Consider the following 18,853-nt stretch of genomic DNA (forward strand, 5'->3'; position numbering starts at 1 on the left):
CGGCGTGCCCTTCGCCAGCCCCAATGGCCTCTACAACCTGTCCAGGCTCTCCGTCTGGTGGCTGCGGCTGGGGATCGCGATCGAGCGCATCAAGCCGGGCCACCCGCAGCAGAACGGCCGCCACGAGCGCATGCACCGCACCTTGAAGCAGGAGACCACGCGGCCGCCGGGCATGAATGCTCTCCAGCAGCAGGCCCGCTTCGATGCTTTCATCAGCGAATTCAACGAGGAACGGCCCCACGAAGCCATCGACATGAAGGTGCCGGCCGAGCTCTATGGCCCCTCGTCACGGCCCTATGATGGCCTGCCGGAGCTGACCTACCCCTTCCATGACAAGGACACCATGGTCACCGCCTGCGGCCGCATCTGCATGATGAGGAAGAAGATCAACGTCTCGACCGTGCTCGCCGGTCAGAGGCTCGGCATCAAGGAAGTCGACGACGGCATTTGGCTCTTGAGCTTCATGCATTATGATCTGGGATATATCGACCTGGAGCAGAGAACCTTGCAGACCATCGACAATCCGTTCGGCACGAGATTGTCACCCATGTCTTAGGTACGCTCTGTCACCCATGTCTCCGGGCCGTACACGAAGCAGGATGGCGGAGAGGATGGGATTCGAACCCACGAGAAGCTTTTGACCTCTACTCCCTTAGCAGGGGAGCGCCTTCGACCACTCGGCCACCTCTCCGTTGCGCCGCTGGATAAAGAAAAGCGCCGGCACAATCAACAAGCCCGCGCCATTATATGGAAAAATAACAACGCGCCGGACCGCGATTCTCCGCGATGCGGCGGTTCTGCGGCAAATCCCTGGCTGGCGACTCGGGATGCTGCCATGATTCCGTCGGCCGATCGCCGGATTCGGCGGGAAATCGCCGGTTGCGGCGGACTAGATGGTTAACGAGAGCTTTCCGAGTGAGGCCAAATCGTGTCATTTGTGCAACAACGCCAGGGGATAGCAGCCGAACAGCCCTTTCGCCGGTACGATCGTTGTTGAACGCCGCCGCCTCATGGGTAATGTCGAATTCGAAGGAGCGGCGCGGTGCGCATCTTTTTCGGTAGTGGGGATGGGGCAGGGAACGCTGTCCTTCAGCAAAGAATACCCAGACCCGTTTTTTAACTTTTGACTGGAGGTCAGAAAATGAACATCAAGAGCCTTCTTCTCGGCTCCGCTGCGGCCCTGATCGCAGTTTCCGGTGCGCGCGCCGCCGACGCCGTCGTCGTCGCCGAGCCGGAACCCGCTGAATACGTCAAGATCTGCGACGTCTACGGCGCTGGCTACTTCTACATCCCCGGCACCGAAACCTGCCTGCGCATCGGCGGCTACGTCCGTTACGACATCGGCCTTGGCGACGTCGGCTCGTTCGACGGCGCGAGGTCAGTCGACCACCAGGATGGCAACATCCACAACACCTGGTTCAAGAACGCCCGCTTCACGCTGAAGACCTGGACCGGCCAGGAAACCGAGCTCGGCACGTTGAAGACCTATACCGAGACCCGCTTCAACTTCGGCAATCACAACCGCGGCGCCTCCTACACTCCGGCTAGTGGTACCGGGGCTACTTTTACTCCCGCCGTGATTAACGACAATCCGGCCGGCTTCAAGGGCGTGTCCTTGAATTTCGCCTGGATCCAGCTCGGTGGTCTCCGTGTCGGTAAGGACGAATCGGCCTTCGATACGTTCACTGGGTATGCCGGCAACGTTATCAACGACACGATCGTTCCCTATGGTGGATTCGACACCAATGTCATCCAGTACTACTTCGATGCCGGCAACGGGTTCTCGGCCGTGGTGTCGTTGGAACAGGGCTCCGACCAATCATCGGATAGCATCGATGTTCCTGACGCTACGATCGACAGCTATGTACCTAATGTCGTCGGCGGCGTTAAGTACACGCAGGGCTGGGGTTCGATCAGCGGCGTCGTCGCCTACGACAGCAACTACGAAGAGTGGGCCGGCAAGGTTCGCCTGGACGTGAACGCCACCAAGGAATTGTCGCTGTTCGTCATGGCCGGCTACGGCACGGACGACAACCTCACCGATACGACTTGGACGACCTACGGCAATGGCCGCAGCTTCTATAAGCTTTGGGGCGGCAACTGGGCAGTCTGGGGTGGCGGCACCTACCAGTTCAACGAGAAGACCTCATTCAACGCCCAGCTTTCCTATGATGAGGACAAGAACTTCGGCGTGGCGGCGAACGTCACCTACAACATTGTTCCCGGCCTCACGGTCCAGGCCGAAGTCGACTACATCAAGGAAGGCGACTCCAACTGGACGAATATTCCTGTCGGTAAGGACAGCGCCATCGGTGGTGTCGTCCGCTTCCAGCGCTCGTTCTAAGGGCGGGTTCTCCACAGGTGAAATCCAGCCCGGGCGCACAAACGCCCGGGCTGTTTTGTTTTCGTGACAGGGCGTGGGCAAATAGAAGGAAAAGGGGGTTCGGTAGCTGGATCAAGTCTTTCGAGCGATTTCGTGGAATCCGCCGTCCGCGGATGAAATCGTTTTGTCAGACTTAAACTCTTGAAAGGGCGCTTCCAAGCGGATAGGGCTGATCTATCCACTCGGGGGTGTGGACAATAATGACCAACGAAGCGATTCAAGAGGGTGTGCCCTCTGACTATTTTACGGCGTTCTCTTCTTCGAAGATCAAATACACCTACAACAAGATCAGAGAAGTAAAGTCGTATCGGGTTGGAGAGCTTTTTTCGGCGTATCGAGACATATTGTGGGATGACGGGCGGCATAAATATAATGTCAGCTCTTTCATCGGCGAAATAGACGAGATTCTCCTCGGGGAGCGTTTCAGCGCCTTCGACCAGAGTACCCTGGACAATCTTATCGGCACCTTGCGCCAGCGCGGCAACAGCAACGCAACCATCAATCGAAAGATGGCTGCCCTCAGCAAACTGCTGCGCAAGGCCTACAAGATGGGAGATATCCACAGCCTGCCCGAGTTCCGCCGCCAGAAGGAGCGGGCGGGACGGATTCGTTTCCTCGAGCGGGACGAAGAGGCCAGGCTGTTTGCCGCCATCAGGAACCGCAGCGAGGATGCTTACCGGCTTTCCGTCTTCCTGGTCGACAGCGGATGCCGTCTTGGCGAAGCGCTTGGACTGATCTGGAACGACATCCAGGAGCATCGCGTCAGTTTCTGGATCACCAAGTCCGGCCGTAGCCGCACCATTCCGATGACCGAGCGGGTCAAGGAAGTCATCAAGCTGCCCCCGACCGAAGGGCGCCGGCCCAAAGGCCCATTCACCAAATTGAGCCAGGCCCAGTACCGCGCCATCTGGAACGAGGCGAAAGCCGAAGTCGGCCTTGGTGCCGACGATCAGGTCGTGCCGCATATCTTGCGCCACACTTGCGCTTCGCGCCTTGTGCAGGGCGGCATCGACATCAGGCGCGTCCAGATGTGGCTCGGCCACCAGACGCTGTCGATGACCATGCGCTACGCGCACCTTGCCACCAATGATCTCGACGGTTGCGTCACTGTGCTGGAAACGCCTCGGAGCATCGGTGCCGATAGCGATTTGGTGGTCGCGGCGGCTCCCGCCAAGACATCTGACAAGGCACCCAAGCAGAACAAAAAGAGCGAACCGGGGGAAGAGAAATCTACTCCCAAGGCGGCACAAAGAAGTTCGAAATCCCGGTAAACCGGCCGAATGGACAGAAAGCCTGGGACCAGGATTGATCCCGGGCTTTTTGCATCAGGCCCCCTGTTTTTCCGCGCGATCGAGAAATGTCGCTATAGTGTCGGGCAGGCTGCCGGTTTCAAGGAAAGGGGCGTGCCCCTGGCCCTCGACCGTAATCGTTTCCATCGCCGGATGGCGCTCTTGCATCTGTTGCAGCGCGTCCTCGGACAGCAACCTCGAATTGGCACCGCGTATGGCGAGCAAGGGAATGGCCGCCAACGCGTCGAATTGCGGCCACAGGGCCGGCAGTGGCTGCGACAGGTCGAGACCGGCAACCGTGTCGACGAGCTTCGGGTCGAAATCCGGCAACAGGCCTTGATCCGTCTCCCGGTAGAGCGCCCCCACCATCCGCGCCCAATCGGCGTTGATGAGCATGGGGAAATCCTTGCCGTGAAAGCTGCGCTGGGTTTCCATGGCCTCCGTGAAAGTTTTCGGGCTCGGCGCGCGCTCGAGGTAGGACTGGATGTGGGCCAGGCCGGCGGGTTCGATCACCGGTCCGATGTCGTTCAGCACGATCGCTTTCAGCACGCCCGGCCGCAATGCGCCGAGCACATGGATGATCAGCCCGCCGCGCGAAGTGCCGATGAAGGCCGCCGCCTCGATGCCGAGTGCCGCCAGCCCGGCAAGAATGTCGCCGGCCTCGACGCCGACGTTGTAGTGACTGACGTCGGGATCGTAGGCTGACTGCCCGCGTCCGCGATAGTCGAAGGCGACCACCCTGCGCGGAATGGATCCCACCGAAAGGCGCAGCGCCAGCTCATGAAAATCCCGGGCGTTGCGGGTCAGGCCAGGCAGGCAGACGACCGGCCAGTGTCCGGAATTCGCTTCGCCATAGACGCGGGCATGAAGTCTCAGCCCATCAGTCGCGGCGTAGAAGAAGTCGGAGAAGCCTTCGAGATTCGACATCTGGGCACGCACTTTCCCGCAGCAAGATTAGTTCCGATTGCTACAGGGGAGGGTGGATGCGGTCAAACAGAAGAGCTGGCTACCGGTCATCAGGGAAGATCGTCAGCAAAGTTCTGATCTTGGTATCTTGAGATCCATCGTAGGAAAGGGAGCGAAGGATCGCCGCCTTTGGCTCGGTCTGCCGCGCTCCGGTCAGCTTCGTCCGTTCACGAGGTCGCCGACGATGTCGTATTTGCCGGAAATACGCATCTTGTAGACTTCGTAGTTCTCCATCACGCGCTGGACGTAACTTCTTGTTTCCGTGTAGGGAATCCGCTCGATCCAGTCCACCACCGCATCGATGTCCCTGCCGTGCGGGTCACCATATTTCGCAACCCATTGGGCCGCGCGGTTGGGACCTGCATTGTAGCCGGCGAAAGTCAGCACATAGGAACCGTTGAAACGATCGAGCTGCTCGCCCAGGAAGGCCGAGCCAAGCGTCGCATTGTAGCCGGCGTCGGTCGTCAGCCGCGCCTGTGAAAACTGCAATCCGGCCTTCTTCGCCAGCTGTTTGGCGGTTCCCGGCATCAGCTGCAACAGCCCGCGCGCGCCCGCACTTGATACGGCGCCGACATTGAATTCGCTCTCCTGCCGGGCAATCGCATAGGCAAGCGCCTTGCCCGAGCCGGAAATATTGGCCGAATCAGGGATGACGCCGAGAGGGTGCGACAGCGCGCCGACATCGATTCCGCGCGCGCCGGCGATCTTGCCGACCTTCAGCGCCATGAAATGGTTGCCCTGCTTCTCCGCAAGGACGGCGAGCAGCGCCAGTTCGCCGGGGCTCGTCAGCTGCCCGGCGAGGTCGCGATAGAGCGTTTCGGCATAGCGGTCATAGCCCGCCTCCTGCAGCCGCTTGATGGCGCTGACGTCCTCGCGGCCGGCAAAGTTCTGCCGGTCGGCGGCGCTTGGCTGGGGATAGACTATGTTGAGCGCCTGCCGGCCAACCCGTTCGGCGGCCAGCTGGCCGTAGAAACTGGTGCCATACGCAGCCGCATGCCCGAAATAGTCCGTGGCATTACCGGGACCGCCCACTTCCGCCGCGCGACCGAGCCAGTAATAGGCGCGCGACAAGGTCATCGGCCCCTGCGCAAGATCGGCGATGCGCGCGAAGTGCGTTGCGGCAAGCTTGGGATCGTTCAGGCCGCGCAACGCGTACCAGCCGGCATGGAATTCGGCTTCCGCGGCATTGGCGGCACTTTCGGCGGCATGCGTGGCGACGATCCGGTAAGCCGTCTTCATGTCGCCCTGGTCGACCAGTTCGCGCGACAGCACCCGGCGCTCGACCCACCAGGCATCAGGGTCGACCAGAGCCTCGCGGTCCGTGGGGGCCTTCATCACAATGGCGGCTGCGCCGGCAAAGTCCTCCTGCTTGCGCAAATATTCTGCCTGCGCGAAGAGATGGCCGGCCGAGTGCTGAGATCCCGGCACTGCCATCAGCAGTTTCAACGCATTCTTGTCGCCTTTGTCGGCCGCAGCCCAGGCGTCGGCCAGTTGCTGGGCACCGGCAAGGCCGGCAACGCGCAGCGCGGAGGTCACGCGGTCGGCATAGAACATCCGTTCCATGCGAAAACGGTGGTCGGCGGCAGGAATCAAACCGCCGAATTCCTTAATCAGCGCCGTCTCGTCCTTGGCTTCCAGGATCGCGGTGCGCCAGAAGGGCGAAAGGACCGAACGCGCCGCCTTGACGTTGCCCGAGGCCACATAGGCGCGGGCGAGAACCATCACGCCTTCGAATGTCTGCGGCTGGCTGCCATCGAACGCCGCAATGACGACGTTGGGAGCGGGGTTCTCGCGATAGAGCGCGCGCTCGCTATTCTTGCGCAAGGCGACGGTGCCAGGCCAGTTAGGCAGCATTTTCGCGGCCGCGGCGATATCGCCGCTCGGAACCTTGTCGCCGCCGTAAAGGGCGATCGCCCAGGCCAGTATGTGCTGGTCGAGCGATTGCGTGGGAAGCGCGTCACGTACACCGCGAGCGCCGGAAATATCGCCTGCCGCCAGTGCGTCCAGCCCGCTCTTCAACATGGCGACGCTGGGGGAGGAATCCTGTTGCGTCTTGTCCTGCGGGCTTGGCATGGGGATCGCCGAAGTGGCCCGCACATCGACGCTGCCGCTGATCGCCACGCCGGGCACCAGCACGGCGACGGCGCCGAGCAGCGCGAAGAGGTGGGGCCGATTGGCCGGCATGGTCTTACGTCTTTCCTGGTCCTGGCATTCTACCAGCACGCCGAGATGTCTCGAAGCCTAAACTTAGGTCGTGAAGAGCCCGTAAACAAAAGGTTATCGAGGCCGTCCGAATTGCGCTTGCTGGGATCATGGCAATGCTTGCCGCGCAACCATGTCGAGACTATGGTGCGCGGCTTCGCTTTCGGTTAGAAGGCGCGCACGACAAAACACCGACGCATGTCGCCCGAAAGTGGATACCGGTTTTGGGGCAACGACATGCATAAACAACGATGCATGTCGCCCAAAAGTGGGTACCGGTTTTGGGGCAACGACATGCATAAACAATAGTCCCAAGGAGTTGGACGACATGCTGAGAGGCTCGCTTACCGCGCTCGTGACACCGTTCGAAAAGAGCGGGCGTTTCGACGAGAAAGCCTTTCGTGCGTTCATTGCCTGGCAGCTCGATGAGGGCACCAGGGGCCTGGTTCCCGTTGGCACCACCGGCGAGTCGCCGACGCTATCGCATGATGAGCATCGCCACGTCGTCAAGGTCTGCATCGAGGCGGCCAAGGGCCGCGCCCCGGTCGTTGCCGGTGCTGGCTCCAACAACACCGAGGAAGCCGTTGGGCTCGTCCAATATGCCGAAAAGGCCGGCGCCGATGCCGCCCTGGTCGTCACGCCCTACTACAACAAGCCGACGCAGCGCGGCCTCTACGAGCATTTCGCCGCCGTCGCCAGGGCAACCAAGCTGCCGATCATCATCTACAACATCCCGCCGCGCTCGGTGATCGACATGTCGCCGGAGACGATGGGCCGGCTGGTGCACGACTTCAAGAACATCGTCGGCGTCAAGGATGCGACCGGCAAGGTCGAGCGGGTATCCGAGCAGCGTTTGACCTGCGGCAAGGATTTCATCCAGCTTTCCGGCGAGGATGCCTCGGCCCTAGGCTTCAACGCGCATGGCGGTGTCGGCTGCATCTCGGTGACCTCGAATGTCGCGCCGCGGCTCTGCGCCGAGTTCCAGGAAGCGACGCTGTCCGGCGACAGTGCGAAGGCGCTGGAGTTGCAGGATCGCCTCTTGCCGCTGCACAAGGCGATCTTCATCGAACCCGGCGTTTCCGGCGCCAAATACGCGCTGTCGAAGCTGGGCAAGGTCGAGAATGTGCTGCGTTCGCCGCTGGTGACGGTCGAGCCGTCGACGGCCGAAAAGATCGATGCGGCCATGAAGCACGCCGGCTTGATTAATTAGGAATGAGGCGCCACCTCTCCGCATTATGAATCAAGTCAAAAAAGCCGACCCCAACAACAAGACTGTTGCTGAAAACCGCAAGGCGCGGTTTTCCTATGAGGTGCTCGACACGATCGAGGCCGGCCTGGTGCTGACCGGCACCGAGGTCAAGTCGCTGCGCCAGGGCCAGGCCAACATCCAGGAAAGTTACGCCTCGGTGGAGGGCGGCGAGGTCTGGCTGATCAATTCCTATCTGCCGGAATATCTGCAGGCCAACCGCTTCAACCACGAGCCGCGCCGCCGCCGCAAGCTGCTGCTCAACAAGCGTGAGATGGCGAAACTCTCGCAGAGCGTCGACCGCGAAGGCATGACCCTGGTACCGCTGAAGATCTATTTCAACGACCAGGGCCGCGCCAAGCTCTTGCTGGCCGTCGGCCGCGGCAAGAAACTGCACGACAAACGCGAGACCGAAAAGCAGCGCGACTGGTCGCGTGAGAAGGGCAGGCTGTTGAAGGAACGAGGTTAGGCTGGGGCTATTCGCTTGAAGAGCCGGATTGTGCTGCTGAGTTTGGCCAGCCTGGTTCTGGTGGGCCTGGTCGCCGCGAGCGGCTATATCTATTTCAGGGCCTTTTCCCCGGACCGCGGCAAATATCCGGTCAGAGGCATCGACGTTTCCCATCATCAGGGCCAGATCGACTGGCGGCGCGTTGCCGCCGACGATGTCGCCTTCGCCATCATCAAGGCGACCGAGGGCGGCGATCATGTCGACAAAGCCTTTGCCGCCAACCTGCGTGAGGCCCGCGCCGCCGGCCTTGCCGTGGGTGCCTATCATTTCTTTACCTTCTGCCGGCCCGGCGCCGACCAGGCGAAGAATTTCATCTCGGTCGTGCCGCACGATCAGCCCATGCTGCCGCCGGTCGTCGACATCGAGTTCGGCGGCAACTGTCCGCAGCGTCCGTCGGCCGGACAGTTGAATGTCGAACTCCAGGCCTTCCTCGAACCTGTCGAGGCGGCGTTCGGCAAGCCGGCGATCGTCTATCTGACGGATGAGGCCGAGGCCGCCTATGCCGGGCAGATCGCCGCTCGCCCGCTCTGGCTTCGCTCATTGCTGGTCGAGCCGGATCGGGACGACTGGGTCTATTGGCAGTATCACAACAGGGGGCGGGTGGATGGTATTGAGGGTGACGTCGACCTGAACGTTCTTCAAGGCGGACAGGAGAAGTTGGCGGCACTGCTTGCGCCGGTGCATTGAGCCATGCCGGGGCCGGGCAAGACGGATCGATCCGGATCGGTCGAACCGGGCTCCTTCAGGAAGCCAGTTATATCGCTGGGGTCAAGAAATCCATGCCTAGGCCTTGGTCGGTGGCGTAAGCCGGGCGTACTTTTGCCGATGTGAACAGATCGCGGCTTCAGCTCTTCAAGAATTCCGCGATCTGGCTGAAAACATTCACGAACATATCCTCGGTCAGGACGCCCGTATTGGTGTTGTAGCGCGAGCAGTGATAGCTCGAAAACAGCGCGACGCCGCCGGCCTCCAACTGCCCGCCATGCTTGAAAGGATAGGCGGCGACACGCCCGCCCAGCGCGCGCACCGTCGACTGGTGCGCGATCGATCCCAGCGCCAGCACGGCGCGAAGGTTTGGGAAGCGGGCGATCGTCGGCACCAGGAACGTCCGGCAGGTGGCGATCTCGGCGCCGACCGGCTTGTTCTCCGGTGGCACGCAGCGTACCGCATTGGTGATCGCCGTGCCGACGAGCGCCAGCCCGTCATCGGCCCGCGCCTTGAACTCGCCGCGAGCGAAACCGTGCGCGATCAACGTCGAATAGAGCAGGTCGCCCGCATAGTCGCCGGTGAAGGGGCGTCCAGTGCGGTTGGCGCCGCGCAGGCCTGGCGCCAGCCCGACGATCAGAAGCTGAACGGTATCCTCGCCTTCCGGCGGCAGGAAGGTCGGCACCGGCGCGTTGAACCAGGACGGTTCGCGCTGCCGCCATTCCGCAATGAAGTCATGCAGCCGCGGGCACAGCGGGCAGTCACGGCTCGGTTCGGAAGTGGAAAGGGCGGTCAAGGCGACCGGCCTCAGTAGTCGTCCTCGTCGACTTCAGCCGGTTCGGGCCGCCGCGCAGGCCGTTCGGAGGGATCGCGGCCAACTTCGTTCTTCAGCGTCGTCAGGTCGATGAAATGATCGGCCTGGCGGCGCAGATCATCAGAGATCATCGGCGGTTGCGAGGCCATGGTCGAGACGATCGACACCTTGCGGCCACGCCGCTGCAGCGCCTCGACCAGCGTGCGGAAGTCGCCGTCGCCGGAGAAGATGACATAGTGGTCGACGACGTCGGCAAGTTCCAGCGCATCGACGGTGAGCTCGATGTCCATATTGCCCTTGATCTTGCGACGGCCGGTGGAGTCGGTGAATTCCTTGGCCGGCTTGGTCACCACCTTGAAGCCGTTGTAATCGAGCCAGTCGATCAGGGGGCGGATCGATGAGTATTCCTGATCCTCGACCAGCGCGGTGTAATAATAGGCGCGCAGCAGGTAGCCGCGCTTCTGGAAACTCGACAGCAGCTTGCGATAGTCGATGTCGAAGCCGAGCGCCCGCGATGTGGCATAGAGGTTGGCGCCGTCGATGAACAGGGCGATCTTTTCACGGGGGTCGAACATGGAAAATATCCCTTTTCGAAAATGCGGCCGTCTAAACGAAATGCGGTAGCGACTGTCGGTCAGGCTCATAATAAACCGGCTGACCTTGGCCATCCGAGATAACGCCAGTTTGGCGGCAATCCAAGGGCGTGTCGCCGCACTGCAAGCAATTGTGATCGCGAAGCCGGACATGGAAGCGGCCCGGTTTCGCCAAATTCGGTGTCTGAACACAGGATTGAGCGCCCAATCCTCCGCCAATGCCATGATGCTTGTATTTTGGCGGCGTTCAGGTTATGGACCGCGTCTGTTTTCCATCAAATCCAGGCATGAAAGGGGCAATCCATGGCCCGCGTAACCGTTGAAGACTGCATCGACAAGGTCGACAACCGCTTCGAGCTGGTGCTCCTTGCCGGCCACCGCGCTCGTCAGATCAGCCAGGGCGCGCAGATCACCGTTCCTCGCGACAACGACAAGAACCCGGTCATCGCCTTGCGCGAGATCGCCGACGAGACGCTGTCGCCCGACGATCTCAAGGAAGACCTGATCCATTCGCTGCAGAAGCATGTCGAGGTCGACGAACCCGAAGCCGATGGCGAGGCAATCGCCGATCAGACCGGCGGCGCTGTTGCGGCCGCCGAGACCGACGACGCCGAGGACAACGTCACCTTCGATCGCATGACCGAGGAAGACCTGCTGGCCGGCATCGAAGGTCTGGTACCGCCGGAAAAGAGCGACGACTACTAAGAGAGTTCTCCAGAAGCGGCTGGAACAATCGTCCGGCACTTCCGTCTCGTCAGTTTCGTGGCTATCTATGACATGCGTCGTACATCAGTGCGGCGCATGATTCATTTCATCGCCGAGAGATTGTGCCCATGATGCGTCAGTATGAGCTTGTCGAGCGCGTGCAGCGCTACAAGCCTGACGTCAACGAGGCATTGCTCAACAAGGCCTATGTCTACGCCATGCAAAAGCATGGCCATCAGAAGCGTGCTTCGGGCGACCCCTATTTTTCGCATCCGCTAGAAGTCGCCGCCATCCTCACTGAAATGCACATGGACGAGGCCACGATCGCGGTCGCCCTGCTGCACGACACCATCGAGGACACCACGGCGACGCGGGCCGAGATCGACGAGCTGTTCGGCCCCGAAATGGGCAAGCTGGTCGAGGGCCTGACCAAGCTGAAGAAGCTCGACCTCGTGTCGAAGAAGGCGGAGCAAGCGGAAAACCTGCGCAAGCTTCTGCTGGCGATTTCGGAAGATGTCCGCGTGCTTCTGGTCAAGCTCGCCGACCGCCTGCACAACATGCGCACGCTCGACCATATGCCGGAGGCCAAGCGCCTGCGCATTGCCGAGGAGACGATGGACATCTATGCGCCGCTGGCCGGCCGCATGGGCATGCAAGGCATGCGTGAAGAGCTGGAGGAGATCGCATTCCGCTATATAAATCCGGAAGCCCATCGTGCCGTCACCGCCCGGCTGGCCGAAATATTCGAGCGCAACAAGGATGTGCTGTCCGAAATCGAGAAGGCGCTTTCGGGCCTGTTCGAAAAGCACGCGATCAAGGCAGGCGTCAAAAGCCGCCAGAAGAAGCCTTGGTCGGTATTCCGCAAGATGGAGGCCAAGGCGCTGTCCTTCGAGCAGCTGTCCGACATTTTCGGCTTCCGCGTCGTCGTCGATACGGTCGAGGACTGCTATCGCGCTCTCGGCGCCATCCACACCACATGGTCAATGGTGCCTGGCCGCTTCAAGGACTACATCTCGACGCCGAAGCAGAACGACTACCGTTCGATCCACACCACCATCGTCGGCCCCTCGCGCCAGCGCGTGGAGCTGCAGATCCGCACGCGCGAGATGAACAAGATCGCCGAATACGGCGTCGCCGCCCATTCGATCTACAAGGACACCGGCGGCAAGGCGAACGGGGCCGGCCATGCGATCTCGAAAGAAACGAACGCCTACGCTTGGCTGCGCCGCACAATCGAGCAGCTCGCCGAAGGCGACAATCCCGAGGATTTCCTCGAAAACACCAAGCTCGAGCTGTTCCAGGACCAGGTATTCTGCTTCACGCCGAAAGGCATGCTGATCGCGCTGCCGCGTGGCGCCACACCCATCGACTTCGCCTATGCGGTGCATACCGACGTCGGCGACACCTGCGTCGGCGCCAAGGTCAATGGCCGCATCATGCCGCTGATGACGGAACTGAAGAATGGCGACGAGGTCGAGATCATCCGCTCCAAGGCGCAGGTGCCGCCGGCCGCGTGGGAATCCGTCGTCGTCACCGGCAAGGCGCGCGCCGCCATCCGCCGCGCTACCAAGAACGCCATCCGCAAACAGTATTCGGGCCTCGGCGCGCGCATTCTGGAGCGCGCCTTCGAACGGGCCGGCAAGACCTTCACCAAGGAAAGCCTGAAGCCGGTGCTGCACCGACTGGCGCGCAAGGATATCGAGGACGTGCTGGCCTCCGTGGGGCGTGGCGAATTGGCCTCCACCGACGTCATGAAGGCGGTCTTCCCCGACTACAAGGACGAGCGCGTCACGCCGGCGGCGCCCAAGCAGCGCGAGGAAGGCTGGTCGAAGATCCGCAACGCCGCCGGCATGCTGTTCCAGATTCCCGGCCGCGCCGCGCGCAAGGACAAGGACCAGCCGCGCGATGGCGCCGTGCCGATCCGCGGCGTGCGCGGCGACCTGCCGGTTCGGTTCGCGCCGGAGGGCGCGGTGCCTGGCGACCGCATCGTCGGCATCGTCCAGCCGGGCACCGGCATCACCATCTATCCGATCCAGTCGCCGGCGTTGCAGGCCTTCGACGACCAGCCGGAGCGCTGGATCGACGTGCGCTGGGACATCGACGAACGCACCAAGGAACGCTTTCCCGCGCGTGTCTCGGTCACAGCCATCAATGCGCCAGGGTCTCTTGCCGACATCGCCCAGGTCGTTGCCTCCAACGACGCCAACATCCATACGCTGTCGATGGTGCGCACGGCGCCCGATTTCACCGAAATGCTGATCGATCTCGAAGTCTGGGATCTGAAGCATCTCAACCGGCTGCTGTCGCAGCTCAAGGACAATTCGAGCGTCAGCGATGCACGGCGTGTGAATGGCTGACGCGGCTGATCTATGAGGGATAGGCACAGATGAATACCGATGAAGTGCTGGGCATTTTCCGCGAGGCAGGCGCTGTTCTGGAGGGGCATTTCATCCTGACGTCTGGCCTGCGCAGTCCGATCTTCCTGCAGAAAGCACGCGTGTTCATGCACGCCGACAAGACCGAGCGCTTGTGCAAGGCGCTGGCCGAGAAGATCCGCGCCGCGGTGCCAGGCAAGATCGACTATGTCGTGGGTCCGGCGATCGGCGGCCTGATACCGGCTTACGAGACCTCACGCCATCTCGGCGTGCCGGCGATCTGGGTCGAGCGAGAAGGGGGCGAGTTCCGCTTGCGGCGCTTCGAGATCGCTAGCGGTGCGCGTGTCGTCATAGTCGAGGACATCGTCACCACCGGCCTGTCGATCCGCGAAACCATCGATTGCCTGCGCGAACTTGGCACCGAGGTGGTAGCCGCCGCCTGCATCATCGACCGTTCGGCCGGCAAGACCCATGTCGGGGTGCCGCTGATCGCGCTTGCCGAGTATGAAGTTCCGGCCTATCCGCCGGACCGACTGCCGCCGGAGCTTGCCGCCATACCGGCAATCAAGCCCGGCAGCCGCAACATCTGACGGGGAGGTCGAATGATCGTCGGCATCGATCATTTCGTGCTGACGGTGGCGTCTCTCGAAGCGACGTGCGCCTTCTACCAGCGCGTGCTGGGCTTTGAGCGCGTTGACACGCCGGGCCGGCCGACGGCGCTGGCTTTTGGCTGTCAGAAGATCAATGTCCACGAGGCCGGCCGCACCTTCGAGCCCAAGGCGAAGCTGCCGACGCCTGGATCCGGCGATTTCTGCCTGGTCACCGATCGGCCGCTCAGCGAATTCCTCGCCAGCCTCGAGGCTAGAGGTGTGGTGGTGGAGCTTGGGCCGGTCGAACGGATCGGAGCGCGGGGCCCGATGATGTCCGTCTATTTCCGCGATCCGGATGACAACCTTGTCGAAGTCAGCCAGTACCTTCGGTAGTTTCGCAAGCACTCGGCCGCGACAACAAGCCGACGCTTCTTCTCAAATTCGCCGTGATTGTCCGGTGTTGGAGAGATGAACCTTACCAAAAATTATGGCGGTGCTGCGGCTGTGCAGGTGGCCTTCGGTTGTTGTCGGGGTTGCGGATGGCTATATCAAAGTCGCGATTGCCTTTCGGCGACCGCAAGGCGCAAGATGTGGCGATCGCAGCCCGGCTGGCAGCAGCCGGCACATGGGTTGCTGGTTATTGGGAATAGGAAAGAGTGCTTTTTCGTCGCCGCAAGCCTGATGGCCTTCTCGAGCGGGTGCGCACCTATCTATGGCCGCGCCGTTCGTTTTCGCGTTCGCTGCAGTATTTCTCCAAGCGCATCCTGAGGCTGAAGGCCACGCCGCACGCGGTGGCGGCCGGGGTCGCGGCCGGTGTCTTCGCTTCGTTCTTTCCCGTGGGGTTCCATTTCATCATTGCCGCCGTTCTGTGCTGGGTGATCGCCGGCAATCTGGTGGCGGCGGCGCTCGGCGCCGTTTTCTTCGGCAATCCGCTGACCTTTCCGCTGCTCTGGGGCGCGTCCTGGGAAACCGGCAAACTCATCCTGCATGATCGCCTGCCGACACATGGTCCGCCGGCGCATCTGGGCGAGATGCTGCACACGCTTTCCTTCGCGAAACTATGGCATCCGGTGCTCGAGCCGATGCTGATCGGCGCGGTGCCGCTCGGGCTGGTGTTCGGTCTGGTATTCTACGGTATCACCCGCTGGGGCATGAAGGTCTTTCGTGCGCAAAGGCGCAAGCGGCTGGCCGAGCGCGCAAGCCGCCGTGAGCAGTCGTCCCATTCTACGGGAAGCATCGGCTCCGCCGCGCGATGATCATTGGCATCGGCAGTGACCTGATCGACATCACGCGCATTGAGAAGTCGCTGGAGCGTCACGGCCAGCGTTTCATCCAGAGAATCTACACCGAGGTCGAGCAGGCGCGTTCGGAGAATCGGCGTGCTCGCGCCGCCTCCTACGCCAAGCGCTTCGCCGCCAAGGAGGCTTGCGCCAAGGCACTGGGTACTGGTCTGGCGCAAGGTGTCTTTTGGCGCGACATGGGCGTCGTCAATCTGCCCAGCGGTGCGCCGACGATGGCGCTGACCGGCGGAGCCTTGGCACGACTGGAAAAAATCCTGCCCCGAGGGCATCGGGCGGCGATCCACCTCACGATCACGGACGATTTCCCGCTTGCTCAAGCCTTTGTGATCATCGAGGCGTTGCCCGTCGAACAAGCGCCACATTGATTGCATTTGACGACCGGCATTGACGTTGCCCAGCGCGCGCCGAGACTCTATACATCCAACGCACAATCGAGGACGACATGAGCGTGGCTGAAAAATCCCAGAAGAAATCCGGCGGGCTTGGCGAAACCGTCAGCGTCATCGTCCAGGCGCTCTTGCTCGCGCTGGTTATCCGCACGCTCTTGTTTCAGCCCTTTTCGATCCCGTCGGGATCGATGCGGCCGACGCTTCTGGAAGGCGACTATCTGTTCGTCACCAAATGGTCCTACGGCTATTCGCGCTATTCGCTGCCTTTCGGGCCCGACATCTTTTCGGGCCGTATCTGGGGCTCCGAGCCCAAGCGTGGCGACGTGGTGGTGTTCAAGTTCCCGCCGGACCCGTCCGTTGACTACATCAAGCGCGTGGTCGGCTTGCCTGGTGACAAGATCCAGATGAAGGATGGGCAGCTGTTCATCAACGGCGCCGGCGTGCCGCGCGTGAAGACCGGCCAGATCGACAATCCCGACATCACGGAAAAGGATTATCCGATCGACGTCTACCGCGAGACATTGCCTAACGGCGTCAGCTACGACACGCTCGATCTGTCGCCGAACTCGATCGGCGACAACACCCGCGAATTCGACGTGCCGCCCGGCCACTATTTCATGATGGGCGACAACAGGGATAATTCCGCCGACAGCCGGTTCACCGTCGGCTACGTTCCCGCCGAGAATCTGGTTGGCCGCGCCAACCTTGTCTTCTTCTCGATCGCCGGCAAGGCAAGCCCGCTCGAAATCTGGAAATGGCCGTCGCTGATGCGCGTTTCGCGCCTGTTCCATTTCGTCAACTAGGGTCATGGCGGTAACGAAGCGGTTGACCGCCGATGCGCTCGCCGAAGCGCTTGTGGAACGCACGGGCCATGCCTTTGCAGACCGCCAGCGTCTGCAGCGCGCGCTCACCCATGCCAGTGCACGCGGCGCCAATGCCGGCACCGACTATGAGCGTTTCGAATTTCTCGGTGACCGGGTTCTCGGCCTGATCGTTGCCGACATGTTGCTGGCCGCGTTTCCCGACGCGGCGGAAGGCGAACTGTCACTGCGCCTCAATGCGCTGGTCAATGCCGAGGCGCTTTCCGAGATCGCGGAGGACATAGGGCTGCCGGACCTGATCCGTGCCGGATCGGATGTGCGCGGGCTCGAAGGGCGCAAGCGCGTCAATCTGCGGGCCGACGCCCTGGAATCGCTGATCGCCGTGCTCTACCTTGACGGTGGGCTGGAGGCGGCGCGTTCTTTCATCCACAAATACTGGCAGCCCCGTTCGCAGGCCTCGGGTGCGGCACGCCGCGACGCCAAGACCGAATTGCAGGAATGGGCGCACCAGGCGGCGAGCGCGGTTCCTGCCTATCAGATCGACAGCCGCGAGGGGCCGGACCATGATCCGCTGTTCACCATCAGCGTCAGGGTTGGCGCATTTCTGCCTGCAACCGGCACCGGCCGATCCAAGCGCGAGGCCGAGCAGGCCGCTGCCGCGGCTCTTCTGGTTCGTGAGGGTGTCTGGGTCAATGAAGGGAGCGCGGCATGACCGCCGAAGACAACGCAGTTGCTCCCGCCACGCGCTCCGGCTTCGTCGCGCTGATCGGCGCACCGAATGCGGGCAAGTCGACGCTGGTCAACCAACTGGTCGGCGCCAAGGTGTCGATCGTCACCCATAAGGTGCAGACGACACGCGCCATCGTGCGCGGCATCGCCACGCATGACAATGCACAGATCGTCTTCGTCGATACGCCTGGCATATTCAAGCCCAGGCGGCGCCTCGATACGGCGATGGTGACGACTGCCTGGGGCGGTGCCAAGGATGCCGATATCGTGCTTTTGCTGATCGATGCCGAGCGTGGCATCCGGGGCGATGCCGAAGCCATCCTCGAACGGCTGAAGGACGTGCGCCAGCCGATGGCGCTGATCCTCAACAAGGTCGATCGGGTCAAGCCAGAGGCGCTTCTGGCCCTGTCCGCGGCAGCCAACGAGAAGGTGCCGTTCCAGCGCACCTTCATGGTCTCGGCGCTGACCGGCTCCGGCTGCAAGGATCTGCTCGATTATCTGGCACAGGCGCTGCCGGCCGGCCCCTGGTACTATCCGGAAGACCAGATTTCGGACCTGCCGATGCGCCAGCTGGCGGCCGAAATCACCCGTGAAAAACTCTATCTCCGGCTGCATCAAGAGTTGCCCTATTCCTCGCATATCGAGACCGAGAAATGGGAAGAGAAAAAGGATGGCTCTGTGCGCATCGAGCAGGTCATCTATGTCGAGCGGGACAGCCAGAAAAAGATCGTGCTCGGCCACAAGGGCGAGACCATCCGCGCCATCGGCCAGGCGGCGCGCATGGAGATTTCGGGCATCCTCGAGCAGAAGGTGCACCTGTTCCTGTTCGTGAAAGTGCGCGAGAACTGGGGCGACGATCCCGAGCGCTACCGCGAGATGGGGCTGGAGTTTCCGCATTAGGGCGTGGAAAGGCGCGTCGGCCGAGACTGGCGCGCCGCCTTTGCAGCTGCCCATTTCTGTGTCACCGCCGATAGGTGTGCCGGGGGAAGGGGCATGCCTCGCATTGGTCCGTCCATGGTTGGATCGAAGGCGAGACGTCACGGCACGGGCATATCGCTAGCCTCCCGCGACTCGCGGGGCACTTGGCCGCGTTCCTGATTGCCTTGGAGCGCGTCGACGCGGTCAGTGGCGTCCGGGGCGGCACGATTTCTTCCGTTGCGGCAGACGGAATTTGACTCCCGTTCTCACCAATCAAGGGCGGGAAGCAAATACTTCCTAATGTACTTAGGTGGCGTAT

Annotated in this window: 19 protein-coding genes and 1 tRNA gene; 15 read left to right on the top strand and 5 right to left on the bottom strand. The window is 61.9% G+C overall.

Annotated elements, in window-relative coordinates:
* A partial coding sequence (locus FJ958_RS00005) for an integrase core domain-containing protein (protein WP_140737782.1) occupies positions 1-556 on the top strand: 556 nt, incomplete at its 5' end.
* 44 nt (positions 557-600) lie between these two features.
* Here FJ958_RS00005 and FJ958_RS00010 read toward each other — a convergent pair.
* Positions 601-691: transfer RNA gene (locus FJ958_RS00010), tRNA-Ser, on the bottom strand.
* Positions 692-1,141: 450 nt separating this feature from the next.
* Here FJ958_RS00010 and FJ958_RS00015 point away from each other — a divergent pair.
* Positions 1,142-2,344, top strand: coding sequence for a porin (locus FJ958_RS00015; RefSeq protein WP_140737784.1), 1,203 nt, complete (start codon positions 1,142-1,144; stop codon positions 2,342-2,344).
* 239 nt (positions 2,345-2,583) lie between these two features.
* Complete coding sequence (locus FJ958_RS00020) at positions 2,584-3,654, top strand: site-specific integrase (RefSeq protein WP_181176232.1); 1,071 nt, start codon at positions 2,584-2,586, stop codon at positions 3,652-3,654.
* 54 nt (positions 3,655-3,708) lie between these two features.
* Here FJ958_RS00020 and FJ958_RS00025 read toward each other — a convergent pair whose 3' ends face one another.
* Both FJ958_RS00025 and FJ958_RS00030 read right to left on the bottom strand, forming a co-directional pair.
* Positions 3,709-4,599, bottom strand: coding sequence for an alpha/beta hydrolase (locus tag FJ958_RS00025; protein ID WP_140737786.1), 891 nt, complete (start codon positions 4,597-4,599; stop codon positions 3,709-3,711).
* A 192-nt stretch (positions 4,600-4,791) separates the two neighbouring features.
* On the bottom strand, positions 4,792-6,822 hold the full coding sequence (locus FJ958_RS00030) for a lytic transglycosylase domain-containing protein (RefSeq protein ID WP_140737788.1): 2,031 nt from the start codon (positions 6,820-6,822) through the stop codon (positions 4,792-4,794).
* Positions 6,823-7,168: 346 nt separating this feature from the next.
* Between FJ958_RS00030 and dapA the strand changes: the two genes are divergently transcribed.
* Genes dapA through FJ958_RS00045 form a run of 3 tightly spaced genes read left to right on the top strand, consistent with a single transcriptional unit; the run spans position 7,169 to position 9,281 of the window.
* Positions 7,169-8,050: a 4-hydroxy-tetrahydrodipicolinate synthase gene (dapA, locus tag FJ958_RS00035; RefSeq protein ID WP_140737790.1), complete on the top strand. Its 882-nt coding sequence runs from the start codon at positions 7,169-7,171 to the stop codon at positions 8,048-8,050.
* A gap of 25 nt (positions 8,051-8,075) precedes the next feature.
* A complete protein-coding gene (gene smpB, locus FJ958_RS00040; RefSeq protein WP_140737792.1) occupies positions 8,076-8,555 on the top strand; it encodes an SsrA-binding protein SmpB in 480 nt (159 codons plus the stop codon).
* Positions 8,556-8,570: 15 nt separating this feature from the next.
* Entirely contained in the window at positions 8,571-9,281 is a 711-nt protein-coding gene (locus tag FJ958_RS00045) for a GH25 family lysozyme (RefSeq protein WP_140737794.1), read from the top strand.
* 157 nt (positions 9,282-9,438) lie between these two features.
* Here the strand turns inward: FJ958_RS00045 and FJ958_RS00050 are convergent, their stop codons facing one another.
* On the bottom strand, positions 9,439-10,095 hold the full coding sequence (locus FJ958_RS00050; RefSeq protein ID WP_140737796.1) for a uracil-DNA glycosylase: 657 nt from the start codon (positions 10,093-10,095) through the stop codon (positions 9,439-9,441).
* 11 nt (positions 10,096-10,106) lie between these two features.
* Positions 10,107-10,688 carry an NYN domain-containing protein gene (locus tag FJ958_RS00055; RefSeq protein ID WP_109662677.1) on the bottom strand — a complete coding sequence of 194 codons (582 nt, stop codon included), beginning with the start codon at positions 10,686-10,688 and terminating at the stop codon, positions 10,107-10,109.
* A 321-nt stretch (positions 10,689-11,009) separates the two neighbouring features.
* Here FJ958_RS00055 and rpoZ point away from each other — a divergent pair, with 321 nt between their 5' ends.
* From rpoZ to era, 9 genes are all read left to right on the top strand, one after another.
* A complete protein-coding gene (rpoZ, locus tag FJ958_RS00060) occupies positions 11,010-11,411 on the top strand; it encodes a DNA-directed RNA polymerase subunit omega (RefSeq protein WP_140612799.1) in 402 nt (133 codons plus the stop codon).
* Between the two features lie 128 nt (positions 11,412-11,539).
* Positions 11,540-13,768 (top strand): bifunctional (p)ppGpp synthetase/guanosine-3',5'-bis(diphosphate) 3'-pyrophosphohydrolase, encoded by a 2,229-nt coding sequence (locus tag FJ958_RS00065; RefSeq protein WP_140737799.1) that lies wholly within the window; start codon positions 11,540-11,542, stop codon positions 13,766-13,768.
* A 29-nt stretch (positions 13,769-13,797) separates the two neighbouring features.
* Positions 13,798-14,376 (top strand): orotate phosphoribosyltransferase, encoded by a 579-nt coding sequence (gene pyrE / locus FJ958_RS00070; protein ID WP_140737802.1) that lies wholly within the window; start codon positions 13,798-13,800, stop codon positions 14,374-14,376.
* A gap of 12 nt (positions 14,377-14,388) precedes the next feature.
* Positions 14,389-14,769 carry a VOC family protein gene (locus FJ958_RS00075; protein ID WP_140737805.1) on the top strand — a complete coding sequence of 127 codons (381 nt, stop codon included), beginning with the start codon at positions 14,389-14,391 and terminating at the stop codon, positions 14,767-14,769.
* A 263-nt stretch (positions 14,770-15,032) separates the two neighbouring features.
* Entirely contained in the window at positions 15,033-15,632 is a 600-nt protein-coding gene (locus tag FJ958_RS00080) for a DUF2062 domain-containing protein (protein ID WP_140737808.1), read from the top strand.
* Complete coding sequence (acpS, locus tag FJ958_RS00085) at positions 15,629-16,042, top strand: holo-ACP synthase (RefSeq protein WP_140737811.1); 414 nt, start codon at positions 15,629-15,631, stop codon at positions 16,040-16,042. The genes FJ958_RS00080 and acpS overlap by 4 nt, the downstream gene beginning before the upstream one ends.
* 77 nt (positions 16,043-16,119) lie before the next feature.
* Positions 16,120-16,869: a signal peptidase I gene (gene lepB, locus FJ958_RS00090; RefSeq protein WP_140737814.1), complete on the top strand. Its 750-nt coding sequence runs from the start codon at positions 16,120-16,122 to the stop codon at positions 16,867-16,869.
* A gap of 4 nt (positions 16,870-16,873) precedes the next feature.
* Positions 16,874-17,599, top strand: a complete 726-nt coding sequence (gene rnc / locus FJ958_RS00095) for a ribonuclease III (protein WP_140737817.1) — start codon at positions 16,874-16,876, stop codon at positions 17,597-17,599.
* Positions 17,596-18,516 (top strand): GTPase Era, encoded by a 921-nt coding sequence (era, locus tag FJ958_RS00100; RefSeq protein WP_140737820.1) that lies wholly within the window; start codon positions 17,596-17,598, stop codon positions 18,514-18,516. The genes rnc and era overlap by 4 nt, the downstream gene beginning before the upstream one ends.
* The last annotated feature ends 337 nt before the right edge of the window (positions 18,517-18,853 follow it).

It is taken from the genome of Mesorhizobium sp. B2-3-5, assembly GCF_006442395.1.
GTDB lineage: Bacteria > Pseudomonadota > Alphaproteobacteria > Rhizobiales > Rhizobiaceae > Mesorhizobium.

Bases quoted from the DNA above. Each gene is read 5' to 3' on its own strand.
- pyrE (WP_140737802.1), top strand. From the start codon at position 13,798: ATGAATACCGATGAAGTGCTGGGCATTTTCCGCGAGGCAGGCGCTGTT.
- era (WP_140737820.1), top strand. From the start codon at position 17,596: ATGACCGCCGAAGACAACGCAGTTGCTCCCGCCACGCGCTCCGGCTTC.
- FJ958_RS00065 (WP_140737799.1), top strand. From the start codon at position 11,540: ATGATGCGTCAGTATGAGCTTGTCGAGCGCGTGCAGCGCTACAAGCCT.
- rpoZ (WP_140612799.1), top strand. From the start codon at position 11,010: ATGGCCCGCGTAACCGTTGAAGACTGCATCGACAAGGTCGACAACCGC.
- smpB (WP_140737792.1), top strand. From the start codon at position 8,076: ATGAATCAAGTCAAAAAAGCCGACCCCAACAACAAGACTGTTGCTGAA.
- FJ958_RS00075 (WP_140737805.1), top strand. From the start codon at position 14,389: ATGATCGTCGGCATCGATCATTTCGTGCTGACGGTGGCGTCTCTCGAA.
- dapA (WP_140737790.1), top strand. From the start codon at position 7,169: ATGCTGAGAGGCTCGCTTACCGCGCTCGTGACACCGTTCGAAAAGAGC.
- acpS (WP_140737811.1), top strand. From the start codon at position 15,629: ATGATCATTGGCATCGGCAGTGACCTGATCGACATCACGCGCATTGAG.
- rnc (WP_140737817.1), top strand. From the start codon at position 16,874: ATGGCGGTAACGAAGCGGTTGACCGCCGATGCGCTCGCCGAAGCGCTT.
- FJ958_RS00025 (WP_140737786.1), bottom strand. From the start codon at position 4,599: ATGTCGAATCTCGAAGGCTTCTCCGACTTCTTCTACGCCGCGACTGAT.
- FJ958_RS00015 (WP_140737784.1), top strand. From the start codon at position 1,142: ATGAACATCAAGAGCCTTCTTCTCGGCTCCGCTGCGGCCCTGATCGCA.
- lepB (WP_140737814.1), top strand. From the start codon at position 16,120: ATGAGCGTGGCTGAAAAATCCCAGAAGAAATCCGGCGGGCTTGGCGAA.
- FJ958_RS00030 (WP_140737788.1), bottom strand. From the start codon at position 6,822: ATGCCGGCCAATCGGCCCCACCTCTTCGCGCTGCTCGGCGCCGTCGCC.
- FJ958_RS00055 (WP_109662677.1), bottom strand. From the start codon at position 10,688: ATGTTCGACCCCCGTGAAAAGATCGCCCTGTTCATCGACGGCGCCAAC.
- FJ958_RS00020 (WP_181176232.1), top strand. From the start codon at position 2,584: ATGACCAACGAAGCGATTCAAGAGGGTGTGCCCTCTGACTATTTTACG.